The organism is Sphingomonas sp. H160509 (genome assembly GCF_024124765.2).
In the GTDB taxonomy this organism is placed as follows: domain Bacteria; phylum Pseudomonadota; class Alphaproteobacteria; order Sphingomonadales; family Sphingomonadaceae; genus Sphingomonas.
On sequence record NZ_JAMXSR020000002.1, the window covers coordinates 57,506 to 82,500 of the forward strand.

Consider the following 24,995-nt stretch of genomic DNA (forward strand, 5'->3'; position numbering starts at 1 on the left):
GACGAACCCAGTGACACCGATAAAGAGGAACGAACATTGCGGCCCACAAGACGGACGATCCTGGGTGCGGGCCTTGCCGGAACGGCTGCACCGTTGTTGACCAAAGTTTCGCATGCCGCATCGCTTACCCCAGCATTGCGGTCTGTAAAGGTAACACCGCCGCAAAGCTTCGCTGGCAACTGGGCATCGCTAACGGCAGGATACAGCGCGCCTGACTGGTTCCGCGATGCGAAATTTGGTATCTGGGCGCACTGGGGCGCTGCTTCGGTGCCGGCCGCGGGCGACGACTGGTATGCACGGGATATGTACCTTCAAGGTCATCCCTCGTACGAACATCACCTGAAGAATTACGGACACCCCGCAGACACCGGGTTCATGGAAATCCAGAACCGTTGGCGGGCAGAGCGTTGGGACCCTGCCGAACTTCTGGACCTCTACAAGCGAGCCGGCGCCCGGTATTTCATGGCAATCGCCAATCATCACGACAATTTGGACTGCTATGCCTCGTCTCACCACCCTTGGAACTCGACCCGGGTCGGACCGCACAAGGATATAGTGGGTACGTGGGAAAAGCTTGCGCGAGAGCGTGGGCTGCGCTTTGCCGTGTCCAACCATTCAGGGCATGCTTGGCACTGGAATCAGGTTGCTTACGGCTACGATGTCGAGGGAGCGCGGCGGGGCCAGCACTACGATGCCGCTAGACTTACAAAGACTGCTGGCCGAGGCACTTGGTGGGAAGGGCTCGATCCGCAGCAGCTTTACACCCAGACGAGCATGGCAATGCCCGATGGCATCACCTCTGTTGCCGAGGCCAACGCGTGGCATGCCGCGACTGATGGATTATGGGATGAGGGTGTGCCTCCGGATCCCGAGTTCGTCCGCCAGTGGGTGCTGCGATGCCAGGAACTGATCGACAAGTATCGGCCTGACATGCTCTATTTCGACAACCACGACCTGCCGTTGCAACAAGCCGGGCTCGACATGGCAGCATATTTCTACAACCGAAACATGCAATGGAACGGTGGCCGGCTCGAAGGTGTGGTAACGGCGAAGGAAACGCCCCCGCAGCGGCGGATGGGGTTGGTCGATGTCGTGGAGCGTGGCCAGAAGAGCTACATCGACACGTTCCCATGGCAGACGGAAACGTGTCTTGGAAACTGGTTCTACGGCGAGCAATATTATCGCGAGAACCGATACAAGACCCCAGCAAAGGTCCTTCATACCTTGTGTGATGTGGTGTCGAAAAACGGCAACCTGATGTTGAGCGTCCCGATCAAAGGCGATGGCACCATCGACGAAAAGGAGCGGCAGATCGTTGAGGAAATCGCGACTTGGATGGGCCGGTATGGAAAAGCTATCTATGGCACCCGCCCCTGGCGCTTGCACGGTGAAGGCTCGACAACTGATGGTGGCGGCGCTTTCTCGGAGGGAGGCCAGACCTCCACTTACACTGCAAAAGACGTACGTTACGTGACCCGCAACGGCGCAGTTCACGCTCTGGTTCTAGGGTGGCCTGTGGACGGTAAGGTGCGCCTCACATTGCTGGGAAGCGGCAACCCCGTTGGTAGAGGCGAAGTACGACGCGTAACGCTGCCCGGTAGCGAGGCACCTTTACCATTCACCCGTTCGGCCGCCGCGCTTGAAGTTCGTGTCCCCAATACCGAACGAAATTCTATCGGGCTCGCTCTTGTCATCAACGGCGTCGGACTGACGACCTAAAGCGGAGCGCTGACAATCGGCAGCGACTGCTGACACGTCAACTCACCAGCGCATGTCATCAGGCCTTCTTAGCTTTTCCGAGAGATGAACGGCAATCGATCGAGTAGGCCACGGCGTTATTGGAATTGACGTGACCCCCGGTTTTTCCCTCCAGTTGGAGCTAGAGTCCGACCCCGGAAAGGGACGGACAGATGAAGCGGAAGCAGTTTTCGGAAGAGCAGATCATCGGCATCCTTAAGGAAGCCGAGGCAGGTGCGGTGGTGACGGATCTGTGTCGTCGACACGGGATGTCTAGCGCGACCTATTACGCGAGGAAGGCCAAGTTCGGTGGTCTGGAGGTGTCCGACGCGAAGCGGCTGCGGGTGCTCGAGGAGGAGAACGGCCGGCTGAAGCGACTGCTGGCGGATACGATGCTCGACAACGCAGGTCTGAAGGACCTGCTTTCAAAAAAATGGTGACGCCTGCCGCGAAGCGGGAAGCGGTCGCGCGGCTCCAGACGGCGCTGGGGATGAGCGAGCGGCGGGCGTGTGCTGTCGTCGGGGCGGATCGCACGAGCATGCGGTATCGTTCAAGCCGGGCAGATGATGGCGACCTTCGGTCGCGTCTGCGTGAGCTGACGCAGCAGCGCCGACGGTTCGGCTATCGGCGGTTGCACATCCTGCTGCGGCGGGAGGGCATCACGATCAACCGCAAGATGACACAGCGGCTTTACCGCGAGGAAGGTCTGACAGTCCGTCGCCGGAAGGGACGAAAGCGCGCCGTTGGCGCGCGGGCACCTGCGCCGGTGCTGGCGCTAGCGCTACCCAACCAGCGCTGGAGCCTGGACTTTGTTCATGATCAGATGGCCACGGGGCGGCGGTTCCGTATCCTCAACATCGTTGACGACGTGACGCTGGAGTGTTTGCGGGCGGTGCTCGACACCTCAATCTCGGGCAAGCGGGTGGTGCGCGAGCTGGGCGACCTGATCGCCGAGCGTGGCGCGCCCAAGATGATCGTCAGCGACAATGGCACCGAGTTGACCTCAAACGCGGTGCTGGCGTGGTCGGGCGATGCCAGCGTCGAGTGGCACTATATTGCTCCGGGCAAACCGACGCAGAACGGGTTCGTCGAGAGCTTCAACGGTCGCATGCGCGACGAGCTACTCAATGAGACGCTGTTTTTCACGGTCCGCCAGGCGCGCACGATCCTCGCCCGCTGGGTCGAGGACTACAACACAGAGCGGCCACACTCCTCGCTCGGCTACGCCACACCGGCCGCCTTTGCGCCAGAACTCGAAAAGCAACGGTCGGTCTCTGGTTGCAGCTGGATGAAAGGCGGGGGTCACGTCACCCGAAGTCAGCCTCGTCAGGCTCCGCTGACTAACGACTCCGCCGCAACAAGGCGCGGTAGCCAGCAACTGAGCTATAGGTTTGCCCTTAACTCGGCTCCGACGTTCCTGGCCATGTCATAACGAAGGCGGTTTCCGTCGATCAGCTCAAGATGCTGTCCGGCCCAAATCCCCAGCGCGCGAAGTGGCTCCGACAGCGAGTACCCGAGTTCTGTCAGCGCATATTCGACCTGTGGAGGCAGCGTGGGATGCACCGTCCGGCTGACCATGCCGTCGCGATCGAGCGCTTTCAGCGTTCGGGTCAGCATCTGCTGCGAGATCCCGCCGATCGTGCGCTTCATGTCGTTGAAGCGCCGCGGACGCTCCACAAGCACCATGACGATCATTACGGTCCACTTGTCGCCGACGAGGGAGAGCACGCTACTCATTCTGCGGCAATTGGCGCTGACGCCGTGAGTGGCGGGCATATCCATGTGACCTAGTCCTAAAAATATGCGTCCTTGGCGGGTTGCTTCCGGTCACATACCTGCTCCTGGTCACAAATCTAGACCGGAGACAATCAATGAAGCTTCTTCACCTCGATTCCAGCATCATGGGCGAGGGTTCGGCAAGCCGCGCTATTTCCGGCGCAGTGGTCGAGCGCCTCCGGGAAACCGATCCGAGCCTTGATGTTACCTATCGTGATCTCGCTGCCGAGCCGATCCCGCATATGACACTCGATGCCTTTCTGGAGCTGGAAAGCGGCGAGGACGTGCAGCAGTTCCTCGACGCCGACGTCGTGGTGATTGGTGTCGGGTTCTACAATTTCTCGATTCCAAGCCAGCTGAAAGCCTGGGTCGATCGCATTGCTGTAAAGGGCAAGACTTTCACCTATGGCGAGACCGGTCCGGTCGGCCTTTCCGCAGGCAAGCGCGTGATAATCGCGCTCGCTCGCGGCAACGTCTATGGTGAGGGGATCACCTTATGCGGCGTACGAGCATGCCGAAACGCTCCTGCGCTCGATCTTCAGCTTCGTCGGCGCGGACGTCGAAGTCATCGTTGCCGAAGGGCTCGGGCGCGGCGAGGAGGCGCGTCGTACGGCGATCGATGGTGCGCTCGCACAAGCCCGCCAGATGTCACAATCTTTCATCGCCGCGAGCTTCTAACACGTGTCAACGGCGGAGCAAAAGTAGGCCAGCGGGGCGGAGTAAAAGCAGGCCACTTGAGGCCCGTGCTGACGATATGAAAAGGGCCCCGATCGGGGCCCTTTTCATATCGTTGCCGTTCTCGGTAAGGCGGTCAGGACGATAGTATCTTGCCGGTGTCCGGGTCGGACAGGACGCTGGCCTGGTTTTGCTCCGCCCCGCGGCGTCGGCGTCCGGTAGACTGCTTGAGACGGTAGCTGTCGCCATTCATCGTCAGGATGGTGGCGTGGTGGGTCAACCGGTCGAGCAGCGCGCCGGTCAGACGCTCGGAGGCGAGCACTTGCGTCCAGTCTTCGAATGGCAGGTTCGAGGGTGATGATGGTCGAGCCGCGCTCGTAACGCTGCGACAGCACCTCGAAGAGCAGTTCGGCGCCAGTCGGGGACAACGGAACGTAGCCGAGTTCGTCGACTACGAGCAGCTTCACCGCCGCCATCTCACGCTGGAGCTTGAGCAGGCGTCGCTCGTCTCGTGCCTCCATCAGCTGGTTCACCAGCGAGGCCGCGGTAGTGAAGGCGACCGTGAAGCCCTTCTGGCAAGCCGCCAGGCCGAGTGCGAGGGCCACGTGCGTCTTGCCCGTACCGCTGTTGCCGAGCGCGATGACGTTCTCGCGGCGCATGATGTATTCGGACCGTGCGAGCTCGACCACCATCATCTTGTTCAGACTGGGAATGGCGTTGAAGTCGAACGTGTCGAAGCTCTTCACCGCCGGAAAACGGGCCGCGCGGATCCGTCGCTCGATGGTCCGGCGCTCGCGATCGATGAGCTCCAGCTCGATGAGCCGCAACAGGTACCGGGTGTGGTCGACCCCGCCTTGCGCGCATTCGCGCGCGACCTTTTCATATTCGCGCAGGATGGTCGGCAGCTTGAGCTGCTTGAGATGATGGGCGAGCAGAACCTGTGGCGTTCCGGCCATCGTCCCCACAGGCATAGCGTCTTTGCCCGTCATGCTGCCAGCACCGCATAGTCGGCCGCGCGCGTCGTCTTGACGTCCATCTTGGGCACGTGCGGATACGCCGCCAGATCAAGGCGCGGCAGACGGCGCTCGATACGCGCCAGCGCGATGAGTTTGACCGCGTCAAAACCGGGAGCGCCCAACTGGATGGCCTCGGTTACCGCGTTTGTGACGATAGGAAGCGGCATGGCTTCGAGCAGCCGCAGCACCTGGATGAACTCGCGTTTGCCCTTGTTCCCCATCCGGGCCTCGAGCAGGTGCCGCAGATGCTGGAAGATGTCCGGCAGGTTCCAGTCCCGAAGGGCCGCTGCCTGGTCGAGTGCGCCGGGTTTGGTCTCGATAAGCGCCAGATAGTGCAGCGGATTGGAGACGAATACGCCTTCGCCGTAGCAACGCGTGTGCCGGGCGATTTCCTCACCCGCGCAGAGGATGACGACCTCGTCGACGAACCCCCTTCACGACCACGTCGCGGAAACCGTACGCGGTCGGCACCGAATAGTCGTTGGTCCGGTAGCGCACCAGCGCGGTCGACGACACGCGCCCGGCGCGCTTCTCACATGGCTCCAGCGGCACAGCCGGCAAACGGCGCAACGCTGCTACGTCGGCCACCAGCCGCCCGGCGATGGTCTGCGCGTGCTGACCGGCATGCTCGCTCTGCCGCGCGCGGCAGGACTGCGCGAACCTGGCGTTCAGGACATCGAAATTGGCAGCGGCCGGCACAGGCACCATGAAATTGTTGCGCGCAAACTTCACCAGCCCTTCGACCTTGCCTTTGTCATTGCCCCGCGCCGGACGTGCGAAACGGTCCTGAAACAAATAGTGGCTGACCAGCTCGGTGAAGGCACGCGTGCGCTCGCGCGTTCCGTCGCCGCAGATCTTCGCCACCGCGATGGTCGTGTTGTCGTAGAGGATGGAGAGCGGCACGCCTCCGAAGAACGCAAATGCCGACACGTGCCCGTCGAGAAACGCCTCGGTCGTCTCACGCGGATACGCCTTGAAGAAGCAGGCATCCGACTGCGGGAGCGACATGCAGAAATAGTGGATCTTCATCCGCTCTCCGCCGACGACCGCGACAGCCTCGCCAAAGTCGACCTGCGCATGCCCCGGTGGGTGCGCCAACGGCACGAAGGTCTCGCGCCCGCGCGCCCTGCACAGCCGCACATGGTCCTTCACCATCGTGTAGCCGCCCGTATAGCCATGCTCGTCGCGCAGGCGCTCGAAGATCCGTTTGGCCGTGTGTTGCTGCTTGCGCGGTGCCTCGCGGTCGGCCGCCAGGATTGCGTCGACAACCGGTAGCAGCGCCCCGAGCTTCGGCTTGGTCGGAGGCTTTGTCCGGCGGTATCCGGGCGGTGCCGAATACAGGCACATCTTGCGGACCGTATCCCGGTTCAGTCCGAACACCTCCGCTGCTTCCCGGCGACTATGGCCCTCGACGAATACAAACCGCCTGACCGCTGCGTAGCTCTCCACGACAAACATCTCCGCCGCTCCGCAAAGGGAGCAGCTTACCAACTGGCCGGATTTTACTCCGCCCCCGACGGCAGTGCGCCGGCGGTCCTGTGGCCTGGTTTGTCACCGCCCTTCACACTCGCGCATGATCCTGCCCGTTTCACCTGTGCGCGAGGCCGAATTTGAGGCATCTGAATGCAAAGATCGATGTCCACGTCCGGCAATGTTCGATATCTGAATGAGCGTCCGAAGTCGCAAAGTTGCCGCGAGAGTCTGAGCGTCGGAAGTGGGTCCTATCAGGCCCGCGCCGCCTGACAGTTCCTTCCAAACCCGGATGTTCAGGCTGCGGATCCGGAATCCCCACAACGGCCATTCGTTGAGCACGGTCTGTCCCGTTCTCTAAGATCGCCAACGCTTCAGCATGGAGTGCCGGAGTCGCGGCCACCAGCACCGCGCCGCCTACCTCGGCCCGCCCTCCGTCGAGGCGCGTGACAACACCGCCCGCGCGCTCGATGATCGGGATTACCGCGACAATGTCATAGGGCTGGAGCGATGGTTCAATTGCGAGGTCGATCCGCCCTGCCGTGATCATCGCCATTGCATAGCATTCGCCACCATAGCGGATCATCTGCACCGCCGTTTTCAACCGCGCAAAACCGGGCGCGAGGTATCGCCGAAATGCTCGGGCGAGGTGGTGTGCAGGATCGCGCGATCTAGGCTGCCGACGTCGCGCGTCGCCAGCGGGCGGCGCACGCCCTCCCGCTCAGTCCAAGCACCGTCGCGATCCGGCCAGAAGCATTCGCGCGTGAAGGGGCTGGCTCATCAGCCCCAGCTCGGCACGTCCGTCGAGTGTCAGTCCGATCAACGTCCCCCAGACTGGCAAGCCACAGATAAATGGGCGGGTGCCGTCGACCGGATCGAGTACCCAACGAACACGCCCGCTGCCCGTCAGCCCGAGTTCCTCGCCGAGGATGGCATGGTCGGGGAAATGCGCACCGATCTCGGCGCGGATCGCGACCTCCGAATCCCGGTCCGCCTCGGTCACGGGGTCGAAGCTGTACCCCTCCTTGGGTTTGGTATCGACCGCGATGTCGGTGCGGTAGCGGGGCATCGTCTCGGCATCGGCAAGGTCGGCGAGGCGGTGCAGGAAGGCGGTGTCGGGAAGGATCATGAAGTACGTCGGTTTGCGGTAGCGGCCTTCGCACACAGCGGCACGAGACACAGAAGCGCAGTAAGCAGCCAGAAGGCGGCGGGCAGGCCGATGCCCTGCGCAACAAAGCCGATCGCAGCGGGACCCGCGAGGATCCCGGCATAGCCGATGGTTGTGACCGCGGCGATCGCGAGACCCGCCGGAATGACGGTTTGCGCGCCCGCCTGGCGGAAGAGGATGGGCACGACGTTCGAAGCGCCAAGACCGATCAGCAGGAATCCCAGGAGCGCGACGGATGCGATCGGCGCCAGCAGCATGACGCCATAGCCCACGATCGAGAGCAGCCCGCCCCACATCATCGTCCGCCGATCCCCAAGCCTCGCGACGATCGCATCGCCGGTAAGGCGACCGGCGGTCATCGCCACCGCAAAGACACTATAGCCGAGCCCCGCCTGCGTGACCGGCAACAGGCCCTTGCCGCTCAGCAACAGTGCCCCCCAATCGAGCATCGCGCCTTCGGTCAGGAAGGTGATCGCCGCGAGCGCCGCGAGCAGCACCACAATCCCGCGCGGGATTACGATCAGCGGAGTTTCCTCGGTCCTGGGGGGTCAGGATCAGCCGGGGCGCAGCCAGTGCCAAAGTCGCGATCATTAGTACGGACGCCGCTACCGCCCCGATGATCGGACTGACCCTCAACGACAGGACGGCGGTCAACAACGCCGATCCGACGAAGCCGCCAACGCTGAACAGTCCATGAAATCCCGACATCAGCGGCTTGCCGGCCTGCTTCTCCACTTCCACGGCATGCACGTTCATGCCGACTTCGATCACGCCAAGAAACGCGCCGAACAGCAGCAGCGCGATCGCCATGGTGGGTACCGTGGGCGCAAAAGCAAGGAAGGGCAGCAGGATCGCCTGTCCGATTCCGCCGACGAGGATCGCCGGTCGCGCACCCAGCTTCGACGTGAGCGGCCCAGCAAGCTGCATCGCGCCGACCGAGCCAAGCCCGAGACACAGCAACAACAGTCCGAGCGCCCCGTCCCCAATCGCGAGCCTCTGCTTGGCAAGCGGAACGAGCGGCGCCCAACAGGCGAGGCCGAAGCCCGACACCAGGAAGGCCAGACGCGTCGCGAGGCGCGCGCCGGAACTGGAGTTATACACGGGTGATGTCCTTGAGTTAGGTCAGGGCGCGCGAGGCTTGCGGGTCGGCGCGAACAAGGGTTGCGCCAGTTTCGGTCATGGCTCGCACAACACGATCAGTGGCGTCGTGCTCGACCACGATATGCGTAAGGGCATCGACGTCACACACGCGATACGGGGCTTGTCGACCGAGCTTGTCGTTCATCGCGAGAACGATCGTACTTTGGCTACGAGCAGTCAGCGCGCGTTTAAAAGTGGCGTCAGCTTGGTCGTACGCACTGACACCCCCTCGACGGACAGCGCGCATGCACCAAGGATGCAAAGGTCGATGTTGAGCCGTGAGATCGCTTCGACCGCAATACCATCTACCGCGCCGCCAACCATATGGTCGATTTTGCCGCCTACCATCAGCAGATCAATATCGTCGCGATGCTGAAGCGCAGCGGCGATCATTATCGAGCTCGTGGCGATGCTAAGGTTAAGATAAGGCGGCAGCTTTTCCACAAGGGCAAGGTTGGAGCTGCCGTTGTCGACGAAAACGAAGCTGCTCGGTTCTATGAACCGAAGAGCGGTGTCAGCCAGCGACTGCTTGCGGTGCACGTCCTCGCCAACGCGCTCTGCCATTGGCTTAGCGCCTTCGACGACGGGCAAGGCGCCCCCATAGACGCGACGACACAGGCCTTCCGCTGCAAGGCTGCGCAGATCGCGCCGGATCGCATCCTCCGAAAGGCCGAACTCTTCGGCAAGCGCGCCGGAACGCACCGGCTGCCCGGCGGAAAGGCGGGCAACGATCGTGTCGCGGCGACTCGACGGAATGTCAGTTGGCATTCGTTTCCATTAGCCGTGCAATCGTGCAAGAACAAGAATTTAATCTCATACCGTGCATGAACGCGTATCCTCATAATTTGGTCCTGACAAATAAACGTTTCCCGGCCGCGCTCCTCGCGTTTCTCAAATAGCAACTGGGAAGGCTACGAGCCTCGCCATTTGCGTCACGGGCGAACTCGGCGGGTGCTGATTGGAATGCCGAAGCGTTGTCGATGATCCACGTCCAAAGGGTCATCGTTTAGAAGGCCGCGGCTTTCTCAAAACTCGATTGTCTTCGGGAAATGGCGGCTGGGTCAGGGACGTCGGCTAACGCCGCCTGTCTTCCCAATAGCGTTGTCTGCTTTCCCTTTTCATTCGCGACATCCATGACGGTCGATCATGCGCCGAGGGCATTCAGCGCGGGGATGAACGAATGTCTGAAGTTGGGGGAGGGGGGGAAGGGCCTGCGAATTTCCGGGTTTGGGTCCGTGCGCCCCCCAAAAAAAACCCGCTCTCTGGGAACGCTGAACATTCCCATAACTCCGTCTTCTTTCCACAATTTTGGGAGCAATTGGGAACGGACTTTGAGAAAGCAGGTCTCAAGGCCTCTATCAATGTGATTGCCGCGGACGAATTCGCAATACGGGTTCGTTTTTGGGGAGCTGACGCTGCGGCGTTCGTTCAACACGCCAACGAACGAAGCCTGTCGTCACTCAGCGCCCATTACTCTGCGTAGTATTCGTCGCGGACTGGCGGGATATGATCCATTCGAGGCGATCGTTTGTCATGTTCATCAAGCACACGAAAGACCCCGACATCACGTAACTAACTCCGTCCGCGACGTTGCATTCTCTATTCCGCTGGCTAAGCCAAAGACGCTCAGAAGCAATGACCTGCTTACGTTCATCATCGTTGAGTGATTGCAAAAAAACCTTATAGGACCTGTTTAGGCTCGAATCGATCTGCGTAAGTTGTTATTTCAAGCAGTGGCTCTCGACGTAACCGTAGGGAAGTCCGTAAACTTCTTCCGTCCAAAAGCGGCCATTGGTCACGTACGATTCCAATGCCATCTGCGACCAGCAGCGCCCATTTAGATCGTCCGACGCAACATCATTGGGAAGAGGAACGTAAAACTCGGGTTCCAGTGACGTTGCAGATTTGGATTGCCGTGCGCTTGCATAGACCCACTCTGTGCTATTGCCGCGCTGGCGGTCAACAGAGGGAGACTTACGCGCGCGCCCCACTTCATAATGCGATCGACAGTCGTCTTCATCGGTCAGTACTTTAGGCGGTATCTATCGGATAGTAACAGAGAGTCTTTTGAATGCCGATCGTACCGATCGCTTGAGTCTGACATGCTGATAGCTTTCCATTGAACGATCCTAATCGAGAACGCGCCGGTCATTTCGATTGCCGTTCCCACTGAGACAGGGCCGGCTAAGTGGGGCGTTCCATGTTCTGGCCAGCCACGGTAGGTGGCCAGCCCGCTGGCGAGGTCAAGACGGAACGAGTCGCCGTTCATCCGGCTGGCGTAATATTCGCCATACGCGTTCCAGACGTTCACGAATGGCTCCGTCGTTTCGATTGACCGGTCAAAATCATGCAGCCTGTTTTCCGTGGTGCCGGTTTCCGGATCAATCTGCCAGATCGCCGTCCCGTCCGCATTGAACAGAAAATACCTCACGACCGCTGATTTCCTCGCGCACCGAGCCGGGCAAAACATGGGATTCGAAGACGAATAGCTCCCCAACTCCCTCGACCGGGAATACCGAGTTTACCGTATAGGATTTCGGATCGACACTATGAGCCGCCATTATCTATTCTCTCTCCTGACTTGGCCGTTCCCGAAATTAGATCGTTTGTGGGAATCTGCGCATCAAGCGCGATGTGGGCCTAAAAAAATGACGGCAGCGCCCAAGAGACACAGCGCTGTGCCTCCCAAGTCCCAGCGATTCGGCCGAACTCCCTCCGCGACCCACAGCCAGAGTACCGCCGAAGCGATGTAGATGTCGCCATAGGCGGCATACGCACGCCCGGCATCCGCGGTATCTACCCTCGTGAGTAGGTACGCGAACGCGACAAGAGATGCACAGCCCGGAACCAGCCAAATCACTGATTTGGACATGCGAAGCCACCCCCAAAACGCAAAGCAGCCTGCAATTTCGGCCAGTGCCGCACCTGCGTAGATAATTACCGATTGCATAGAACGGGGATAGCAGCCCAGCTTACCAGTGTCAGGCGAAGTCAGATCATCCGAGCTGTGTCACGACCCCCAATGCGGTAACCGACAGCGAGGCGATTGCCGCGCCAAGGATGATCCACAGCGTGTCGATCTTGGTCGTCAGCAGAAGTCCGAAGCTCACCAGCGCGATCCCGGTCGTCACAGGATCGGTCAGGCCATCCCTCGCGAGCGGGACCGCGGCAGCTAGCAGCAAGCCGGCGCTGGCGATGACGACGCTTTGCAGGACCGACCGGACGCGCGGGTTTTCCATGCGCCGTCCGACGATATGGACGAGCGGGATCATGATCCCGGCAGGCGTTCTCATCGCCAGCCACCCGGCAATCGCACCGGGGACACCGGCGACGAAATAGCCGACGCTGACTATGTAGAGGCCGACCGGCCCCGGCGAACTGCGTGTAATGACCACGGCCTCGTTCAGTTGCTTGTCGGTCAGGACGTGGTGGTGTGCGACCAGCGAGTCCTGAATGACCGGCAGCGATGCCAGCCCGGCAAATGCCGTGACTGTGCCCTTGAGTAGCAGCAGATAGAGCAGAAAAAGGTTCATGCTCGCACCGGGGGTAGAACCGCGCCGACCACCGCCGCCAGCAACAGCACTTCGATCGCGGATAATCCGGCAATGACGTAGAGCAGGAAGGCCGCAGCACCGATGACCGCAACGCGGGGCCGCGCGCGGCCTTTCCAATGGGGGTGCGCGATCGTTCTAGCATGTCTTGACGGTGATCGCCACAGCAGCAGCGATAGCGCCGTGGATACCGGCCTGGACCCAGCGGTTGCCCTCTGCTTCGCTAAACAACGCCGTCGCGACCACAACCATGATCGTGCAGGGGATCGAGGACGCCAACAGCGCGATCAGCGCACCCCACCAGCCCCGCAGCAGCCATCCGACGCCCGTGCAGAAGGCCAGCACATTCGTCCCCGGCGTCAGACGGGCAAGCCCAAAGCACAGTGTGAAATTATCGACGCTGATCCAGCGCCGCTTGTCGAGGAGTTCGCGGTGCAAGACCGCTACCGTCAGGCTCCCACCCCCCAGCGTGAAATTGGCATAGCGCACGAACACGTCGGCTATGGCGGCAAGCGTCGAACGAGCAGGCGGTGTGACAGTCTTTGGCGGGTTCATCGACGGACCCAGCAGGGCCAGCAGGGCAGCCGAATACGACTTCTTTGCACACTCGATCTCCGCATTAAGAAGCGTATCGAACGAGCGTGCGGCTGCCAACCATTTCCCGTTTCAAAACCCTTTGGTAAAAACCGTAGCGTCAGGCCACGTCCGCTAACGCCATCTGCCTTCCAAATAGCGGTCAGTCCGCTTTCCATCCCAACACGACTTCGCGAGCGGATAGCCGGGGTTCAAAATTAGTTATTCGTAAAGATGAACCAGCGTCCGAAGTTGGGAAGCGAGGGAAGGGGCGTGAGTGTCTGCTTGTGGGTCTCGCCGGCGGGCCTGCTTCGGTACCCAGCAGCCGTCCGTGCTCTAAGCGGCAGCCGCGTCGCTCGCTTCCCTCAATGGCGGCGCCAAACCGGCATCATGCGGCTTAGTTCGCGGTGTCGATCGATCCATTCATGTTTGAGGGCACCGACGACGTGAAGCGCGACCAAGGTATAGAGCAGGTAGGACAAATAAACGTGAGAGGCGCCGAAACCATCGTGGACGGCGTCGCGCGTGGCGGGCGGCAGGGTCAATATCGTGCCGATGCGCGGCCATTCGAACAGTCCGAACAGGAACATCGGGTGGGTCGCTGCATCTTTGTACGCCGAGTCCATGATCCAGCCGGTCAGCGGCATCGCAAGGATCAGCGCGTACAGCAGCCAGTGGGTCACATGCGCCGCGCCGATTTCCCATTTTTGATAGGTGGTCGGCATTGGGGGAGGCCGATGCGTAAGCCGCCAGAGCAGGCGCATGATCGCGAGGCCGAGGATCGTGATCCCGACCGACTTGTGCAGGTCGATCGCGGGGCGCACGCGGTAGTCGGCAAGATGTGGCCAAAGCCAGGGCAGGGTCACGTTGATGACGATCCCTAGCGCTATCAGCCAGTGGAAGGCGATGGCGACGCCTGTGTATCTGCTATTCATCCACTACAACTCGCTCCACCACCTCATGCCGATTCTCGGTCCTCGACGCATTCTGCAATAGCGGGTTCAGCAAGCGAGCGTTAGGCGCTGGTCGATGCAATCCCCTCTCGGCTATCTTTACCGCACAGTCGCCGCGTCTGTCGCCACGGCCGATCCCGCTGGCGAGCCGGCTGATCGGCTTGGCCGCCCCGCTGGTGTTCGTCGTGCTGATCGCGCAGGCGTTCCTGCGCCAAGGGCTCGCCATATGGTCGGTCGGGATCGCGTACATCCTGTACGACACGGCGCTGCTCGTGTTTACGGCCTGGCAGATCCGTAACCTCGCGAAGACTACGACGCCGGCCCCGAGCGGCGTGCAGCCGAGCTTCGGCGTAATCGTCGCCGCGCATAACGAGGCAGGCGTGATCCGTCTGGCGATCGACCGGCTGCTTGCCCAGGACCAGCCGCCCGAGGCGATCCTGATCGCCGATGACGGATCGAGCGACGATACGCCGTCCGCCATGGCGGCGGGCTACGCGTTAGCAACGCCACCAATCGGGGGACTCGTCGAGATCGAGATTGGGCACACGCGGCTTCAGTGGCTGCGACTGCCGCACGGCGGCAAGGCGCGCGCGCTCAATGCCGCGCTCGAGCGGATCGCGACGGACGTGGTGCTGACCGTGGATGCCGACACGTTGATCGAGCCCGGCTCGATCGCCGCGATGCGTGCCGCCTTTGCAGCGGAGCCAGAGCTGGTGGCGGCTACCGGGGTGCTGGCGCCGATCTGCGGTCCAAACCTGAGCGGTCGGATATTCGAGTGGTTCCAGTCCTACGAATATGTCCGCAACTTCCTGTCGCGCGACGCGTGGATGCGGATCGACGGGCTGTTGCTGATTTCGGGCGCGTTCGCGGCGTTCCGGCGCGACGCGGTGCTGACGGTCGGGGGTTTCGATCCGGATTGCATGGTGGAGGATTACGAACTGATCCACCGGCTGCACCGCCATGCCCACGATGTCGGGCTGCACTGGACGGTTCGCGTCGTCGGCGGCGCGCTGGCCCGAACCGACGCCCCTGCAAGTATCCCTGCCTTCCTAAAACAGCGCCAGCGCTGGTTCGGCGGCTTTCTGCAGACGCAGCACTGGAACCGCGACATGGTCGGCAACGCGTGTTACGGGCGGCTGGGTACGCGGATGCTCCCGGTGAAGGCGCTCGATACGGTGCAGCCGATCTACGGTCTGGCAGCCTTTGCGGTGCTGATCGGCCTCGTCGTCACCGGTCGCTACACGCCTCGCCTTGCCGATCCTGCTCGTGATGATCGCCAAGATCGCGATCGACCTGAGCTTCCACCTCTGGTCGCTCGGCATCTATAAGCGCTGGACCGGGCAGCGCGAAGGCTTGAACCTTGGGCCCGCGATCGTCGCCGCGATCGCCGAACCGTTCAGCTTCCAGCTGTTGCGTCACGCGGGCGCGATCTATGGCTGGTACGCCTTTCTGCGCGGCGGTCAGACCTGGAGTGCACAGACCCGGACCGCGCTTGAGCAGCGTGCTTGACGGAGAAGCCGGCGGCGTCCGACGACTACGCCCGCGGACGAGGTTAAGTGGGAAGCACTGCTCTGCCAGAGCTGATCATGCTGCATCATCCGCGACTTCGGTCGAACGGCCGAACAGTTTCCAGCCGAGCAACCCGGCGACCAGCACGCCGACGATCACCCAGGTCAGATTGCCGAGCAGGCTCGCGATCGTCTGAACCTGGTCGCTGAAGGCGCGACCCAGCGAAACGTAGATCAGCAGCCACAGCACTTCGCCCGCGACGTCGAGGACGATGAACCGTACCCAGGGATATTCGGTCAGTCCGCTGGTGACGTTGATCCATGGCCCCAGCGGCCCGATCAGCCACCGGCTGAAGAAGATGCCCCAACCCGCCCATTTGCGCGAATAGGCTTCGGCCTGCTCCACCTTGTCCGCCCCGCCGATCCGCTTCGTGACCGCTGCCAGCAACGGCCGACCGCCATATCGTCCGAAGGCGTAGCCGATCTGGTCGCCGACGATTGCGCCGGAGGCACCTGCAAAGACGACAGGCCAGAATGAGAGCTCTCCCTGCGCGACGAACGAACCCATCGCGACTAACGTCAGCGAGCTGGGGAACGGCATGCCAGCCGCAGCGAGGATCATTGCACCAAACAGCGCAGGGAGCCCGTAGGTCGTCAGCAGTTCTAGCAGCTGATCGGTCATTTGGCGGGGGACGCCGTCGACGAAGCTGGCCGCATATACGGTCGTGGCGGGGGGCCGGGAGGCGGGTAGGGCGGTCGCGCGTGGACGATCGCATACATTAGTTTCGCGTCGATCTGCGTCATCGAATGTCCGCTGTCCCGCGCGATCCGACCGAGGGGGACGACGGTCCGGCATCGGCGGCAGGTTCAATGCCTGGTGCAGGACGTGGGGCGGGACGTGATACGAATGTGCGACATAGCCTATGGTCATCCACCGCTCGATCGGCTCGTCGCGGTGCGCGTTCCAATATATCGCGTCGCTGACCGTCCGGACCGCGTGATAACCGGTGAAGGCTAGCACCGCGACGAACAGCGCGATCAGGGCTTTTCGCCAGGGTCGATTACGTATCATTCCAGTGCGATACGCGCGCCGGGTGCGACGAGCAACGGCGGCGATACTGCTATCTCTTCAACTCCAGAACGTCTCATAAGACGACGTCGCATGCACGGGCCGGTCTCGCAATAACGACAGCGGTTCGTTGTCGAACATGAATGGGCGTCCGAAACTGGGTCGTGTCGAAAGACGCCGAAATGGCCACAAGTGGGTCTGGCCGAACGCCATAGGCAAGGGCGCGTTCGGCCACGCCCGGAGTTCGAGCGGGCAACCCGGGCTTCCGATAACGGCCATTCGTTAAGCGCGATCTTTCCCGTTTTTCCCGGCTTGCCGTTTCTGGAAAAAAGGAATGGAGCACATTTTGAGAAAGGGGCTTACCCGGGCGGCTCTCGGCGCTGTCGCCCTGGGCGACCGTTTCGCTGTGGGTTCCCAATCGGAAGGACGACCGAAGCTACATCGCTATCAATCCGACGTTCGTCAGGTATTCACCCAACGCAGCATCTTCACTGCCGGAGACAATGGCGCCGACATAGCCGTCCGGACGTATCAGCACCCGATCACCGGCCATGACGCCGTAGGCGGCCTGGAAATGTCCGAAATCGTCAGCGAGATCGCCGTGCACGCCGATCGCGTGGACGTGCAATCCTGGCCGCGACGTCGCGGACGCACCGCCGTAGGTGAGCAGCGTCCAGTGCGGGCCCTTGAACACATCGAACAACCGATGAGGCTGGCCTGCGGCGCCTGGACCTGCGCATCGGGCGCTCGGTCGCCGGCGAGGAGAACGCCATGTCGTTCCGGTGCTTCGAACGCCAGAGAAGACGCGGGATAGCCGATATCGAGTTGATGCGTGTCGCGCCCTCGCCGCATGTCACCACGCTTCATCGCATCGAGCAGGCCGGTCGCGAGACCGAGCATAGTTTGTGCCACGGGGCGGCGCTCCGCCTCGTAGGTGTCGAGCAATGAGTCTGCCGCGCCGCGCATCACTGCCCCAAGCTTCCAGGCGAGATTGTATGCATCCTGCACGCTGGTGTTGAGGCCCTGTCCACCGGTCGGCGGATGGGTGTGCGCTGCATCGCCGACGAGGAACACGCGGCCGACGCGGTAACGGTCGGCGAGCCGGGCGTTCATGTGGAAGGCGGATGCCCAGGAGACGCTATGGACGAAGAGATCATCCCGACCGGTCCGCTCGCGCAATAACGCGGTCAGTCCCTCGGCCGAGAGGTCGATGTCGCCTTCCAGTGGAATGGGCCCCTGAAGCTGGAACAGGTCGGTCCCGGCCAGCGGACAAGCGGAAATCTGGCGCTGCATGTCGCCTTCGCCGAAGCGATGCCACACGTCGCGTGACAGCCCTGACAAGCTTACGTCGGCAACGATTGCGCGCACGCCCAGCGTCTTGCCCGGAAAGCCGATCTTCAGCGCGGAGCGGACGAATGAGCGCCCACCATCCGTACCGATCAGCCACCGGACCCGGATACTCTCCTCGCCGATCTTGGTCGCGATGCGCGCTGTCACGCCGTCACCGTCCTGCGTGAAGCCCAGCAGCTCGCACCCGAACTTGGGCACCTGGCCCAACTCGGCCAGACGCTCGCGCATGATACGCTCGGTCAGGAACTGCGGCACCATCAACGGCAGGTGGTACGGCTCGGCAGGTGTCGCGGGCTCGGCCTTCACCATGTCGGTGTCGGTGAAGCTGCCGTCATCCTCATAGTGGCGTTGCTTGGGATAAAAGCCACCCGCCGCGACGACCCGGTCGAGGATGCCGAGGTCTTCGAACACTTCCTGCGTGCGGGGCTGAATACCCTTGCCGCGTGACCCCCGGAAAGGGTCGTCTAGCTTCTCGATCAGCCGGAATGAGATGTCGCGCCGGGCCAAATCTATTGCCAGCGTCAAGCCGGCCGCCCCCGCACCGCAAATCAAGACATCTGCGACGAAATCATCTGTCATATCACTTTCCTATGTGCATTATGCACATAGATAGGATCGCGCAGTGGAGTCAATATAAACGTGCATAATACACTTACCTCGCGGCTTCTGCGTGATCTACATGGTTCGTTGATCGATATCGTCAGCGTGATGAACCGGCCGCAGCGTGACGCGGTGATGGTCCGTGAGGCGGGCATCGCGCTCGATCGCGCATTGTTTCCCCTTCTGGTAATGGTGGAACGGCTCGGACCGATCGGTATTGTCGACCTCGCCGACCGGGTGGGGCGCGATTACACGACAGTCAGCCGCCAAGTGACAAAACTGGAAGGCCTCGGCTTCGTCGAGCGTCGATCGACCGCAACGGATGGGCGCGTCCGCGAAGCGGTGATTACTGCCGGCGGCAAGGCCCTAACCGACAAGATCGACGTGACGCGTGAGGCGATGGCGCGCACGATCTTTGCCGATTGGGCGGACCAGGATGTTACCGATCTTGTACGACTGATGCGCCGTTTCGCTGATGCGGTGCAGAAGGACCCGGCAGAGCAGCGCTAACGCTCTTTCCCAAATTCCGTCATGTGCGGGAACGCCGTTGATTGCGTCTTGCAGGGCGCGATCGCGCGGACGCTGCAGCATGGGCTGTTCGGCCTGTCGTCGGCCGCGCGTCTGAGTGCGTTGCCGGCGCTGCCGCTGACCGCGCTCGTCGTGCTGCCGATCGGCGGAATGGTCCTTGCAGCTTTCTCCTGGGCGACCCGGTCGCGCAAGCGGCGGATGGTCGATGCGGTCGAAGCCAACGCGCTGCACGGCGGCCGGATGTCGGTACCCGACAGCCTGGTGATCTCCGGGCAGACCCTGCTGTCCAACGGCTTTGGCGCCTCGGTCGGGCTGGAGGCGGCCTACGCACAGCTCGGCGGAGCGATCGGATCGGTCGCCGGTCGCGTGTTCAACCTGCGCCGTGCCGACCTGCGCAATCTGGTTGGAGCCGGGACGGGTGCCGCCATCGCGGCGGCGTTCGGCGCACCGCTGGCCGGCGCGTTCTATGCGTTCGAGATCGTCATCGGTGCCTATACGCCGACCGCGCTCGCCCCCGTGGTCGCGGCGGCCCTTGCCGGCACGCTGGTCGCGCAGCTTCTCGGCACGCAGCCCTATGTCATTGATTCGGTCGCAACGATGCCGACCGAGACGCATCACTATCTGATCTATGCCGGGCTGGGCGCGCTGTGTGCGGGGATCGGCATCGTCCTGATGCGCGCGGTGGCACTGGTCGAGACCGCGTCGCGGCGCGCGAAGCTGCCGGAATGGGCGCGGCCGGCGATCGGCGGCCTGCTGCTGATCCCGGTCGCGCTCGTATCGCCGCAAGTACTGTCGGCAGGCCACGGCGCGCTGCACGCCGATCTCGCGCTCGGTGCGCCGCTGGCATTCATTGCGACGATCTTCCTTGCGAAATGCGCGGCCTCGATCGTGTCGCTGGGCTTCGGCTTTCGTGGCGGACTGTTCTTCGCGTCGCTGTTCGTGGGCACGCTCGTCGGCCACCTGTTCGCCGGCAGCCTCGCCGTCATGTTCGGGCAGGACCTGGTCGATCCGCGCAACGCCGCGCTGGTCGGGATGGCGGCGCTCGCGGTCGCGGTGGTCGGCGGGCCGATGACGATGGCAATGCTCGTGCTGGAGGCGACGCACGACTTCGCGCTGACCGGCGCCGTGCTGGCGGCAGCGCTGGTATCGTCGACGATCGTCCGCGAGACGTTCGGCTACAGCTTCTCGACGTGGCGCCTCCATCTGCGCGGGGAGACGATCAAGAGCGCGCGCGACGTCGGCTGGGTCAAGACGCTGACCGCGGGGCGGATGATGCGCCGCGACGCCAAGCCGATCCCTCGCGACGATCACGGTCGCCGAGTTTCGCCGCCGCGTGCCGCTCGGCGCGACCAGCCGGACCGTCCTCGTCGACGGCAATGATCACTATGCGGGCATCGTCCAGACGCCGACGGTCTATGCCGAGGGCCTGGATCCGCAGTCGCCGGTCGGCCCGCTGGCGATCAACACGGACGCGGCACTCACGCCGACGATGGATATCGCCGAGGTCATGCGCCGTTTCGACGCGTCGGGCGCGGACGAACTGGCGGTGCTCGATGATGATCGCCAGGTGCTCGGCATCCTGTCGGAGAGTTTCGTCCGGCGCCGCTATGCCGAGGAACTCGAAAAGGCGCAGCGCGACCTGTTTGGCGAACGCTGACGCTTTACGCGGCCAGCAGGCGCGCGCCCATCGCCAGCGCCATCACGACCATCATCACATTCTCGGTCAGCGATACGAAACCGAGCGGCGCATTGCTGCTGCCTCCGACGCACGCGCATTTAATATCGCGCTTGTCGACATACACCGCCTTGAACACCGAGACCGCGCCGATCCCGCCTATGAACAGCGCGACCGGCACCGACAGCCAGGTTAACACACCCGCCAGCATCAGCACGCCTGCGCCCAACTCGGCAAAGGGGTACACATACGCATAGGGGACGTAGCGCCGTGCGAGCAGGTCATAACCAAGGAACATTGAAGAGAAGCGCGCGACGTCCTGCAGCTTCAACATCGCGAGAAGGCACATTGCGACCGCGATGAACCGCCCTGCACCGGCGATGCTCACGAGCGGCGCCCCGGTAAGCCAATCGATCGTCATCGCGAGCGAGGCCGCGACCGCGAACACCGCGATCACCGGCGTGTAGGAGGTCGCTTTGGGATCGGGCACGGCGACCCCGAAGAACCGACGCAGATCGTCGAACCCACCGACCCGCTCGCCGTCGATGAAGGTCTGCGGTGTCGTCGCGACGCCGTGCTCGGCCTTGAACGCATCCTGCTCCGCCCGCGTCGTCAGCCAGTGGTCCTCGACCGCATACCCGTTGTGCTTCAACAAGTAGCGCGCCTTCAACCCGAACGGGCAGACATGCTCCGGCATCACCATCCGGTAGAGGACGGCCCTTTTTGCCGGTCGTGGCGGATTCGGTGGGCTGGAGCATCGCGGCGGTCCTTGGGATGTGATCGAACACTACCCATATAAGGTCCGTACCCCGGTACGGAATCAAGAGGCAGTCATGACCACGATTGCGGGACTGGCGCGGGCTGGCGATGTCGGCGTCGAAACGGTGCGCTTCTATCAGCGGCGCGGCCTGATCGCGACGCCGGCGCGCGGCAGCGCATCGGGCCTGGGCGGCGGGGTGCGGCGTTATGGGCCGGAGGACATCCGGCAGCTTCGGTTCATTCGCTCGGCGCAGGCAGCCGGGTTCACGCTTGATCAGATCGGCGAACTGCTGGCGTTGGATGCGACGACCGATCGCGAACGCGCGCGGGCGTTGGCGACCGAGCAACTGGCCGTGCTCGATGCCAGGATCGCGGCGTTGCAGACCGCACGCGATGCGCTCCACCGATTGTCCGAAGCCTGTTCGCATCAAGACGAAGGACCGTGCCCCATCATCGAGGCGTTCGACCGGCGTTAGTTTCGTTTAGTGACTTAGGTCTCAGAGCACCCCCGAGCTATCTTGACGTGCGGCGGCCAACTGACGATAGGCGCGATCACGGCGATGGATTTCCGCCGGGCCACCCGGCCGAACCGCCCCTCGCAAGGGCCGATGATTCCTACCAGGCGCCGCAAGGCAGCAAGGAGGATTCATGCGCGCGACGTTTCGTACTCTCTACGATGACATGAACATGGCGGCGTTCGTCCGCGATCGCCGTGACCATGCCGTCTCGGTGCTGCGCTGGGGACTAATCCTGGTGCCGATGGCAGCGGTGGTCGGTACGCTATGCGCCGCGTTTCTGTGGAGCCTCGATGCCGCGACCCGACTGCGGTTCGTCGCGCCATGGCTGCTATACTTGCTGCCGATCGGTGGGTTCGCGGTCGGGTTGCTGTATCATCTGACCGGGCGTTCGGTGGAAGCCGGCAATAACCTGATCGTCGAGCAGATCCACGAACCGGGCGGCGGCGTGCCGCTCCGTATGGTGCCACTGATCTTCGTAGGCACTATCGTGACGCATATGTTCGGTGGATCGGCCGGACGCGAAGGCACCGCCGTTCAGCTTGGCGGCAGCCTTGCGAGCGGTTTCGGCCGCGCGCTCCGGCTCGATGCGGACGGCACGCGCGTCCTGCTGATGACCGGGATCGCCGCCGGGTTCGGCGCGGTGTTCGGCACGCCGATCGCGGGTGCTGTGTTCGCGTTGGAGGTATTGGCGATCGGACGCGTCGAATATCGTGCGCTTGTGCCGTGCCTCGTTGCGGCGTTGGTCGGCGACTGGACGTGCCTAGGCTGGGGTATCCATCACGGCGTCTACCGCATCGATGTGCGGGTCCCGGTCGATGCGCTGCTCGTCGCAAAGGCAGGGATTGCCGGGGTGACGTTCGGGTTGGTTGGGCTCGTTTTTGCCGAAGCCAACCACGCTCTTGGTGGATGGCTGAAGCGGATCGTACCCTATGGTCCGTTGCGCCCCGTGATCGGAGGCCTTGCCGTCATCGCGCTCGTCTACGGCTTCGGCACGCGCGACTATCTCGGTCTCGGCACGCTGGCGGCGACGTCGGACGGGCTCACCATCGCCAGCTTTTTCGGCCCGGACACGCATCCGTGGAGCTGGGCGCTCAAGCTTCTGTTCACCGTCGTCACGCTCAGCGCCGGCTTCAAGGGCGGAGAGGTCACGCCCTTGTTCTTCATCGGCGCGGCGCTCGGCAACGCGCTCGCGCCGGTGTTCTGGGTACCGACCGGCGTCTTCGCCGCGCTCGGGTTCGTCGCAGTGTTCGCAGGTGCTGCCAACACGCCGCTCGCCTGTACTTTCATGGGGATCGAACTGTTCGGCGCGACCTATGCCGTGCCGATCGCGGTCGCCTGCTTCGTCGCCTACTTCTGCTCGGGGCACAGCGGTATTTATCTGTCGCAGCGCATAGCAATCCCCAAGGTACAAGCGGACGGGCTCATGCCCGACGCCACCCTCCGCAATACGCGGGCGCAACGCGCAGCGCGCCGACGTGAACGTATTGGGTCAACGTGAAGCTGGGCGAGCGAAAGCGCCAGCAAGCCTCCGCCTTCCCCAAATCATTTGATGACAGCAGGCTTGGCCGAGTCTCGAATACGGATCGGCGCGGGCCGGATGATGCGATCCGGCGACGATCATGCCACGCAGTAATGTTGTGCTGCTCAGAGTAGCGAGGATTGGACCTCTGCTTTGGCAGGGATCGCATTATAGTTTCCGCGCCGACGCTGTTCGGTTTCCGCGCTGAATCGGATGTCCACGTCACGGTCCCTTGCGTAGCCCGCGAGCGCGTCGTCGCGCAGTTCGGCCCATGGCCGCTTCCGGTCCGGGCCAGAGGGTACGCGCGGCAAAAGGCCGGGCTGCTCGCTCCACGTCAGCAGTTGCTCCAGTGAAGAAGCATTCAGCATATCGCGCAGGTGATGCGCAGTAACGTAGGCATCCGGCATCGCACGGTGCGCTGGAAGGCCCGTCGCACGATCCAAGCCGCTCGGCATCCGCTCGTAGCGCAGACCCCTGATTGGAAAAACTGGGGAGGGCGGGCCATGTACGAAGCGCGCACTTCCATGTGCAAATCCAGCGGGCACCGCCCGAAAGCCTGGGCGAGCAGAAACGTTGCTCGAACGTCGCCCGATGCGCAGCCAATGCGAGCACTCCGCCGGTCGGCCGCAGGACCTGCGGCGCCACATCTTTCCAGAATGGCGCTCCTGCCACGTCTGCATCAACGATATGGTGGATGGCCATCGTCTGCGTTGAGATCGGCCCGCCCGGATTGACGAACCGGGCACCACGCTCCTCGTTGACCTCCCAGCGACCATTGGTCTCCCGGATGACGTCTTGCCAACCGATCTCACACACGCTGTGGGAGGCGGAACCCGCTGTCTCCAAATCGATGACCCGGATGCGCGAGAGGGCGGGATTCGAAAGGATCGTCATGTCCTTGGAAGATATCGCGTAAGGCAAGTTCCCACAATGTTCTTCGGTCCGCAGGTCCGAGGCGGGAAATCGATTTATCGCTCCGACCAATTCCAGCGACGCGGATCGTTCAAGTCAGTTAAGCTGACCTTCAGTTTCAGCCATTGAACGACAGTTCCGTCCTAGTCTTCGCCATTCAACCGGGCTTCAGGATGATCGCACACCGATGAATGAATGGCGGAACTTGGGAAGGCCATAAGGCGCTACGAATGTCGGCTTGTGGGTCGATCCTGGCATTTGGGAGCCATTTGCAGATGTCGGCGAGAGCCCGAACTTTTGATCGTCAATTGGTCAATGAGGTTAATTTTTCTTGAGTACAGCTATGGAGAAACACATCAGATCCGGTCAAGGCGGCAGGCGTCGGATGCTCACGCGTCGATTGAGCCTGCTCAGTAGCGTAAGCGAACATGGCGATCCTATTCGTGCCGAAAGCTACGCCATATTACGCCAGTTTCCCCAAGTCCGAACACGGCGACG

At 62.5% G+C, this 24,995-nt stretch carries 25 protein-coding genes, 5 pseudogenes and 1 riboswitch (1 of these 31 cut by a window edge); of the genes and pseudogenes, 10 read left to right on the forward strand and 20 right to left on the reverse strand.

The genetic code is table 11. The annotated features are described in order from the left end of the window. The first annotated feature begins 93 nt into the window (after positions 1-93). Positions 94-1,719 carry an alpha-L-fucosidase gene (locus NHF48_RS01865; RefSeq protein ID WP_263816625.1) on the forward strand — a complete coding sequence of 542 codons (1,626 nt, stop codon included), beginning with the start codon at positions 94-96 and terminating at the stop codon, positions 1,717-1,719. Positions 1,720-1,910: 191 nt separating this feature from the next. After that, positions 1,911-3,001 (forward strand): annotated as a pseudogene (locus tag NHF48_RS01870) (IS3 family transposase); the annotation flags it as partial. Positions 3,002-3,120: 119 nt separating this feature from the next. Here the strand turns inward: NHF48_RS01870 and NHF48_RS01875 are convergent. Next, on the reverse strand, positions 3,121-3,519 hold the full coding sequence (locus NHF48_RS01875; RefSeq protein WP_253070005.1) for a winged helix-turn-helix transcriptional regulator: 399 nt from the start codon (positions 3,517-3,519) through the stop codon (positions 3,121-3,123). Between the two features lie 89 nt (positions 3,520-3,608). Here NHF48_RS01875 and NHF48_RS01880 point away from each other — a divergent pair, with 89 nt between their 5' ends. Further along, positions 3,609-4,271, forward strand: coding sequence for an FMN-dependent NADH-azoreductase (locus tag NHF48_RS01880; protein ID WP_342454545.1), 663 nt, complete (start codon positions 3,609-3,611; stop codon positions 4,269-4,271). A 53-nt stretch (positions 4,272-4,324) separates the two neighbouring features. Here the strand turns inward: NHF48_RS01880 and istB are convergent. The 14 genes and pseudogenes from istB to NHF48_RS01945 form a co-directional block, all read right to left on the reverse strand. Continuing rightward, a pseudogene (istB, locus tag NHF48_RS01885) lies at positions 4,325-5,177 on the reverse strand (IS21-like element helper ATPase IstB). Further along, a pseudogene (istA, locus tag NHF48_RS01890) lies at positions 5,174-6,662 on the reverse strand (IS21 family transposase). The pseudogenes istB and istA overlap by 4 nt, the downstream one beginning before the upstream one ends. 130 nt (positions 6,663-6,792) lie before the next feature. Then, positions 6,793-7,278 carry an inositol monophosphatase family protein gene (locus NHF48_RS01895; protein WP_253070006.1) on the reverse strand — a complete coding sequence of 162 codons (486 nt, stop codon included), beginning with the start codon at positions 7,276-7,278 and terminating at the stop codon, positions 6,793-6,795. A 117-nt stretch (positions 7,279-7,395) separates the two neighbouring features. Beyond that, positions 7,396-7,803 carry an inositol monophosphatase family protein gene (locus tag NHF48_RS01900; RefSeq protein ID WP_253070007.1) on the reverse strand — a complete coding sequence of 136 codons (408 nt, stop codon included), beginning with the start codon at positions 7,801-7,803 and terminating at the stop codon, positions 7,396-7,398. Then, on the reverse strand, positions 7,800-8,291 hold the full coding sequence (locus NHF48_RS01905) for an MFS transporter (protein ID WP_253070008.1): 492 nt from the start codon (positions 8,289-8,291) through the stop codon (positions 7,800-7,802). Before NHF48_RS01905 ends, NHF48_RS01900 begins: the two co-directional genes overlap by 4 nt. Next, positions 8,218-8,943 (reverse strand): MFS transporter, encoded by a 726-nt coding sequence (locus NHF48_RS01910; protein ID WP_253070009.1) that lies wholly within the window; start codon positions 8,941-8,943, stop codon positions 8,218-8,220. The genes NHF48_RS01905 and NHF48_RS01910 overlap by 74 nt, the downstream gene beginning before the upstream one ends. Positions 8,944-8,959: 16 nt before the next feature. Beyond that, complete coding sequence (locus NHF48_RS01915) at positions 8,960-9,127, reverse strand: hypothetical protein (protein ID WP_253070010.1); 168 nt, start codon at positions 9,125-9,127, stop codon at positions 8,960-8,962. 32 nt (positions 9,128-9,159) lie between these two features. Further along, positions 9,160-9,750, reverse strand: coding sequence for a DeoR/GlpR family DNA-binding transcription regulator (locus tag NHF48_RS01920; protein ID WP_263816626.1), 591 nt, complete (start codon positions 9,748-9,750; stop codon positions 9,160-9,162). Positions 9,751-10,442: 692 nt separating this feature from the next. Then, positions 10,443-10,691, reverse strand: coding sequence for a lysozyme inhibitor LprI family protein (locus tag NHF48_RS25685; protein ID WP_446741193.1), 249 nt, complete (start codon positions 10,689-10,691; stop codon positions 10,443-10,445). A gap of 314 nt (positions 10,692-11,005) precedes the next feature. Beyond that, on the reverse strand, positions 11,006-11,413 hold the full coding sequence (locus NHF48_RS01925; protein WP_253070012.1) for a hypothetical protein: 408 nt from the start codon (positions 11,411-11,413) through the stop codon (positions 11,006-11,008). Between the two features lie 192 nt (positions 11,414-11,605). After that, the gene (locus tag NHF48_RS01930) at positions 11,606-11,932 is read right to left on the reverse strand and encodes a YnfA family protein (RefSeq protein ID WP_253070013.1); all 327 of its coding nucleotides are present in this window, start codon (positions 11,930-11,932) and stop codon (positions 11,606-11,608) included. A gap of 46 nt (positions 11,933-11,978) precedes the next feature. Then, positions 11,979-12,515: a chromate transporter gene (locus NHF48_RS01935; protein ID WP_253070014.1), complete on the reverse strand. Its 537-nt coding sequence runs from the start codon at positions 12,513-12,515 to the stop codon at positions 11,979-11,981. A 156-nt stretch (positions 12,516-12,671) separates the two neighbouring features. After that, positions 12,672-13,187, reverse strand: a complete 516-nt coding sequence (locus NHF48_RS01940) for a chromate transporter (RefSeq protein WP_253070015.1) — start codon at positions 13,185-13,187, stop codon at positions 12,672-12,674. A gap of 284 nt (positions 13,188-13,471) precedes the next feature. After that, complete coding sequence (locus NHF48_RS01945) at positions 13,472-14,041, reverse strand: cytochrome b (RefSeq protein WP_253070016.1); 570 nt, start codon at positions 14,039-14,041, stop codon at positions 13,472-13,474. A 179-nt stretch (positions 14,042-14,220) separates the two neighbouring features. Here NHF48_RS01945 and NHF48_RS01950 point away from each other — a divergent pair, with 179 nt between their 5' ends. Next, positions 14,221-15,387, forward strand: coding sequence for a glycosyltransferase family 2 protein (locus NHF48_RS01950; RefSeq protein ID WP_253070017.1), 1,167 nt, complete (start codon positions 14,221-14,223; stop codon positions 15,385-15,387). Next, positions 15,329-15,568 (forward strand): hypothetical protein, encoded by a 240-nt coding sequence (locus NHF48_RS01955; RefSeq protein WP_263816627.1) that lies wholly within the window; start codon positions 15,329-15,331, stop codon positions 15,566-15,568. The genes NHF48_RS01950 and NHF48_RS01955 overlap by 59 nt, the downstream gene beginning before the upstream one ends. Positions 15,569-15,643: 75 nt before the next feature. Here the strand turns inward: NHF48_RS01955 and NHF48_RS01960 are convergent, their stop codons facing one another. Both NHF48_RS01960 and NHF48_RS01965 read right to left on the reverse strand, forming a co-directional pair. Continuing rightward, positions 15,644-16,639, reverse strand: a complete 996-nt coding sequence (locus tag NHF48_RS01960; protein WP_253070019.1) for a DedA family protein — start codon at positions 16,637-16,639, stop codon at positions 15,644-15,646. Between the two features lie 528 nt (positions 16,640-17,167). After that, positions 17,168-18,565, reverse strand: coding sequence for an FAD-dependent oxidoreductase (locus NHF48_RS01965; RefSeq protein ID WP_253070020.1), 1,398 nt, complete (start codon positions 18,563-18,565; stop codon positions 17,168-17,170). A 60-nt stretch (positions 18,566-18,625) separates the two neighbouring features. Between NHF48_RS01965 and NHF48_RS01970 the strand changes: the two genes are divergently transcribed. From NHF48_RS01970 to NHF48_RS24510, 3 genes are read left to right on the forward strand one after another with little or no spacing between them, the layout of a single operon-like run. Further along, the gene (locus NHF48_RS01970; protein ID WP_253070021.1) at positions 18,626-19,096 is read left to right on the forward strand and encodes a MarR family winged helix-turn-helix transcriptional regulator; all 471 of its coding nucleotides are present in this window, start codon (positions 18,626-18,628) and stop codon (positions 19,094-19,096) included. 48 nt (positions 19,097-19,144) lie between these two features. Further along, complete coding sequence (locus tag NHF48_RS01975) at positions 19,145-20,494, forward strand: chloride channel protein (RefSeq protein WP_253070022.1); 1,350 nt, start codon at positions 19,145-19,147, stop codon at positions 20,492-20,494. Continuing rightward, positions 20,448-20,771: a CBS domain-containing protein gene (locus tag NHF48_RS24510; protein ID WP_253070023.1), complete on the forward strand. Its 324-nt coding sequence runs from the start codon at positions 20,448-20,450 to the stop codon at positions 20,769-20,771. Before NHF48_RS01975 ends, NHF48_RS24510 begins: the two co-directional genes overlap by 47 nt. 4 nt (positions 20,772-20,775) lie before the next feature. Here the strand turns inward: NHF48_RS24510 and NHF48_RS01985 are convergent, their stop codons facing one another. After that, the gene (locus NHF48_RS01985; protein WP_253070024.1) at positions 20,776-21,486 is read right to left on the reverse strand and encodes a MauE/DoxX family redox-associated membrane protein; all 711 of its coding nucleotides are present in this window, start codon (positions 21,484-21,486) and stop codon (positions 20,776-20,778) included. 136 nt (positions 21,487-21,622) lie between these two features. Between NHF48_RS01985 and NHF48_RS01990 the strand changes: the two genes are divergently transcribed. Continuing rightward, on the forward strand, positions 21,623-22,024 hold the full coding sequence (locus NHF48_RS01990) for a MerR family DNA-binding protein (RefSeq protein WP_253070025.1): 402 nt from the start codon (positions 21,623-21,625) through the stop codon (positions 22,022-22,024). Positions 22,025-22,095: 71 nt separating this feature from the next. Further along, a riboswitch (Fluoride riboswitch) is annotated at positions 22,096-22,173 on the forward strand. Between the two features lie 23 nt (positions 22,174-22,196). Next, a complete protein-coding gene (locus NHF48_RS01995) occupies positions 22,197-23,564 on the forward strand; it encodes a voltage-gated chloride channel family protein (RefSeq protein ID WP_253070026.1) in 1,368 nt (455 codons plus the stop codon). Between the two features lie 146 nt (positions 23,565-23,710). On the opposite strand, the pseudogene NHF48_RS02000 reads toward NHF48_RS01995, so the two are convergent. Both NHF48_RS02000 and NHF48_RS02005 read right to left on the reverse strand, forming a co-directional pair. After that, positions 23,711-24,479: pseudogene (locus NHF48_RS02000) on the reverse strand (exonuclease domain-containing protein). Between the two features lie 471 nt (positions 24,480-24,950). Beyond that, positions 24,951-24,995, reverse strand: a pseudogene (locus NHF48_RS02005) (alpha-hydroxy-acid oxidizing protein); its annotated part runs 339 nt beyond the window's last position; the annotation flags it as partial.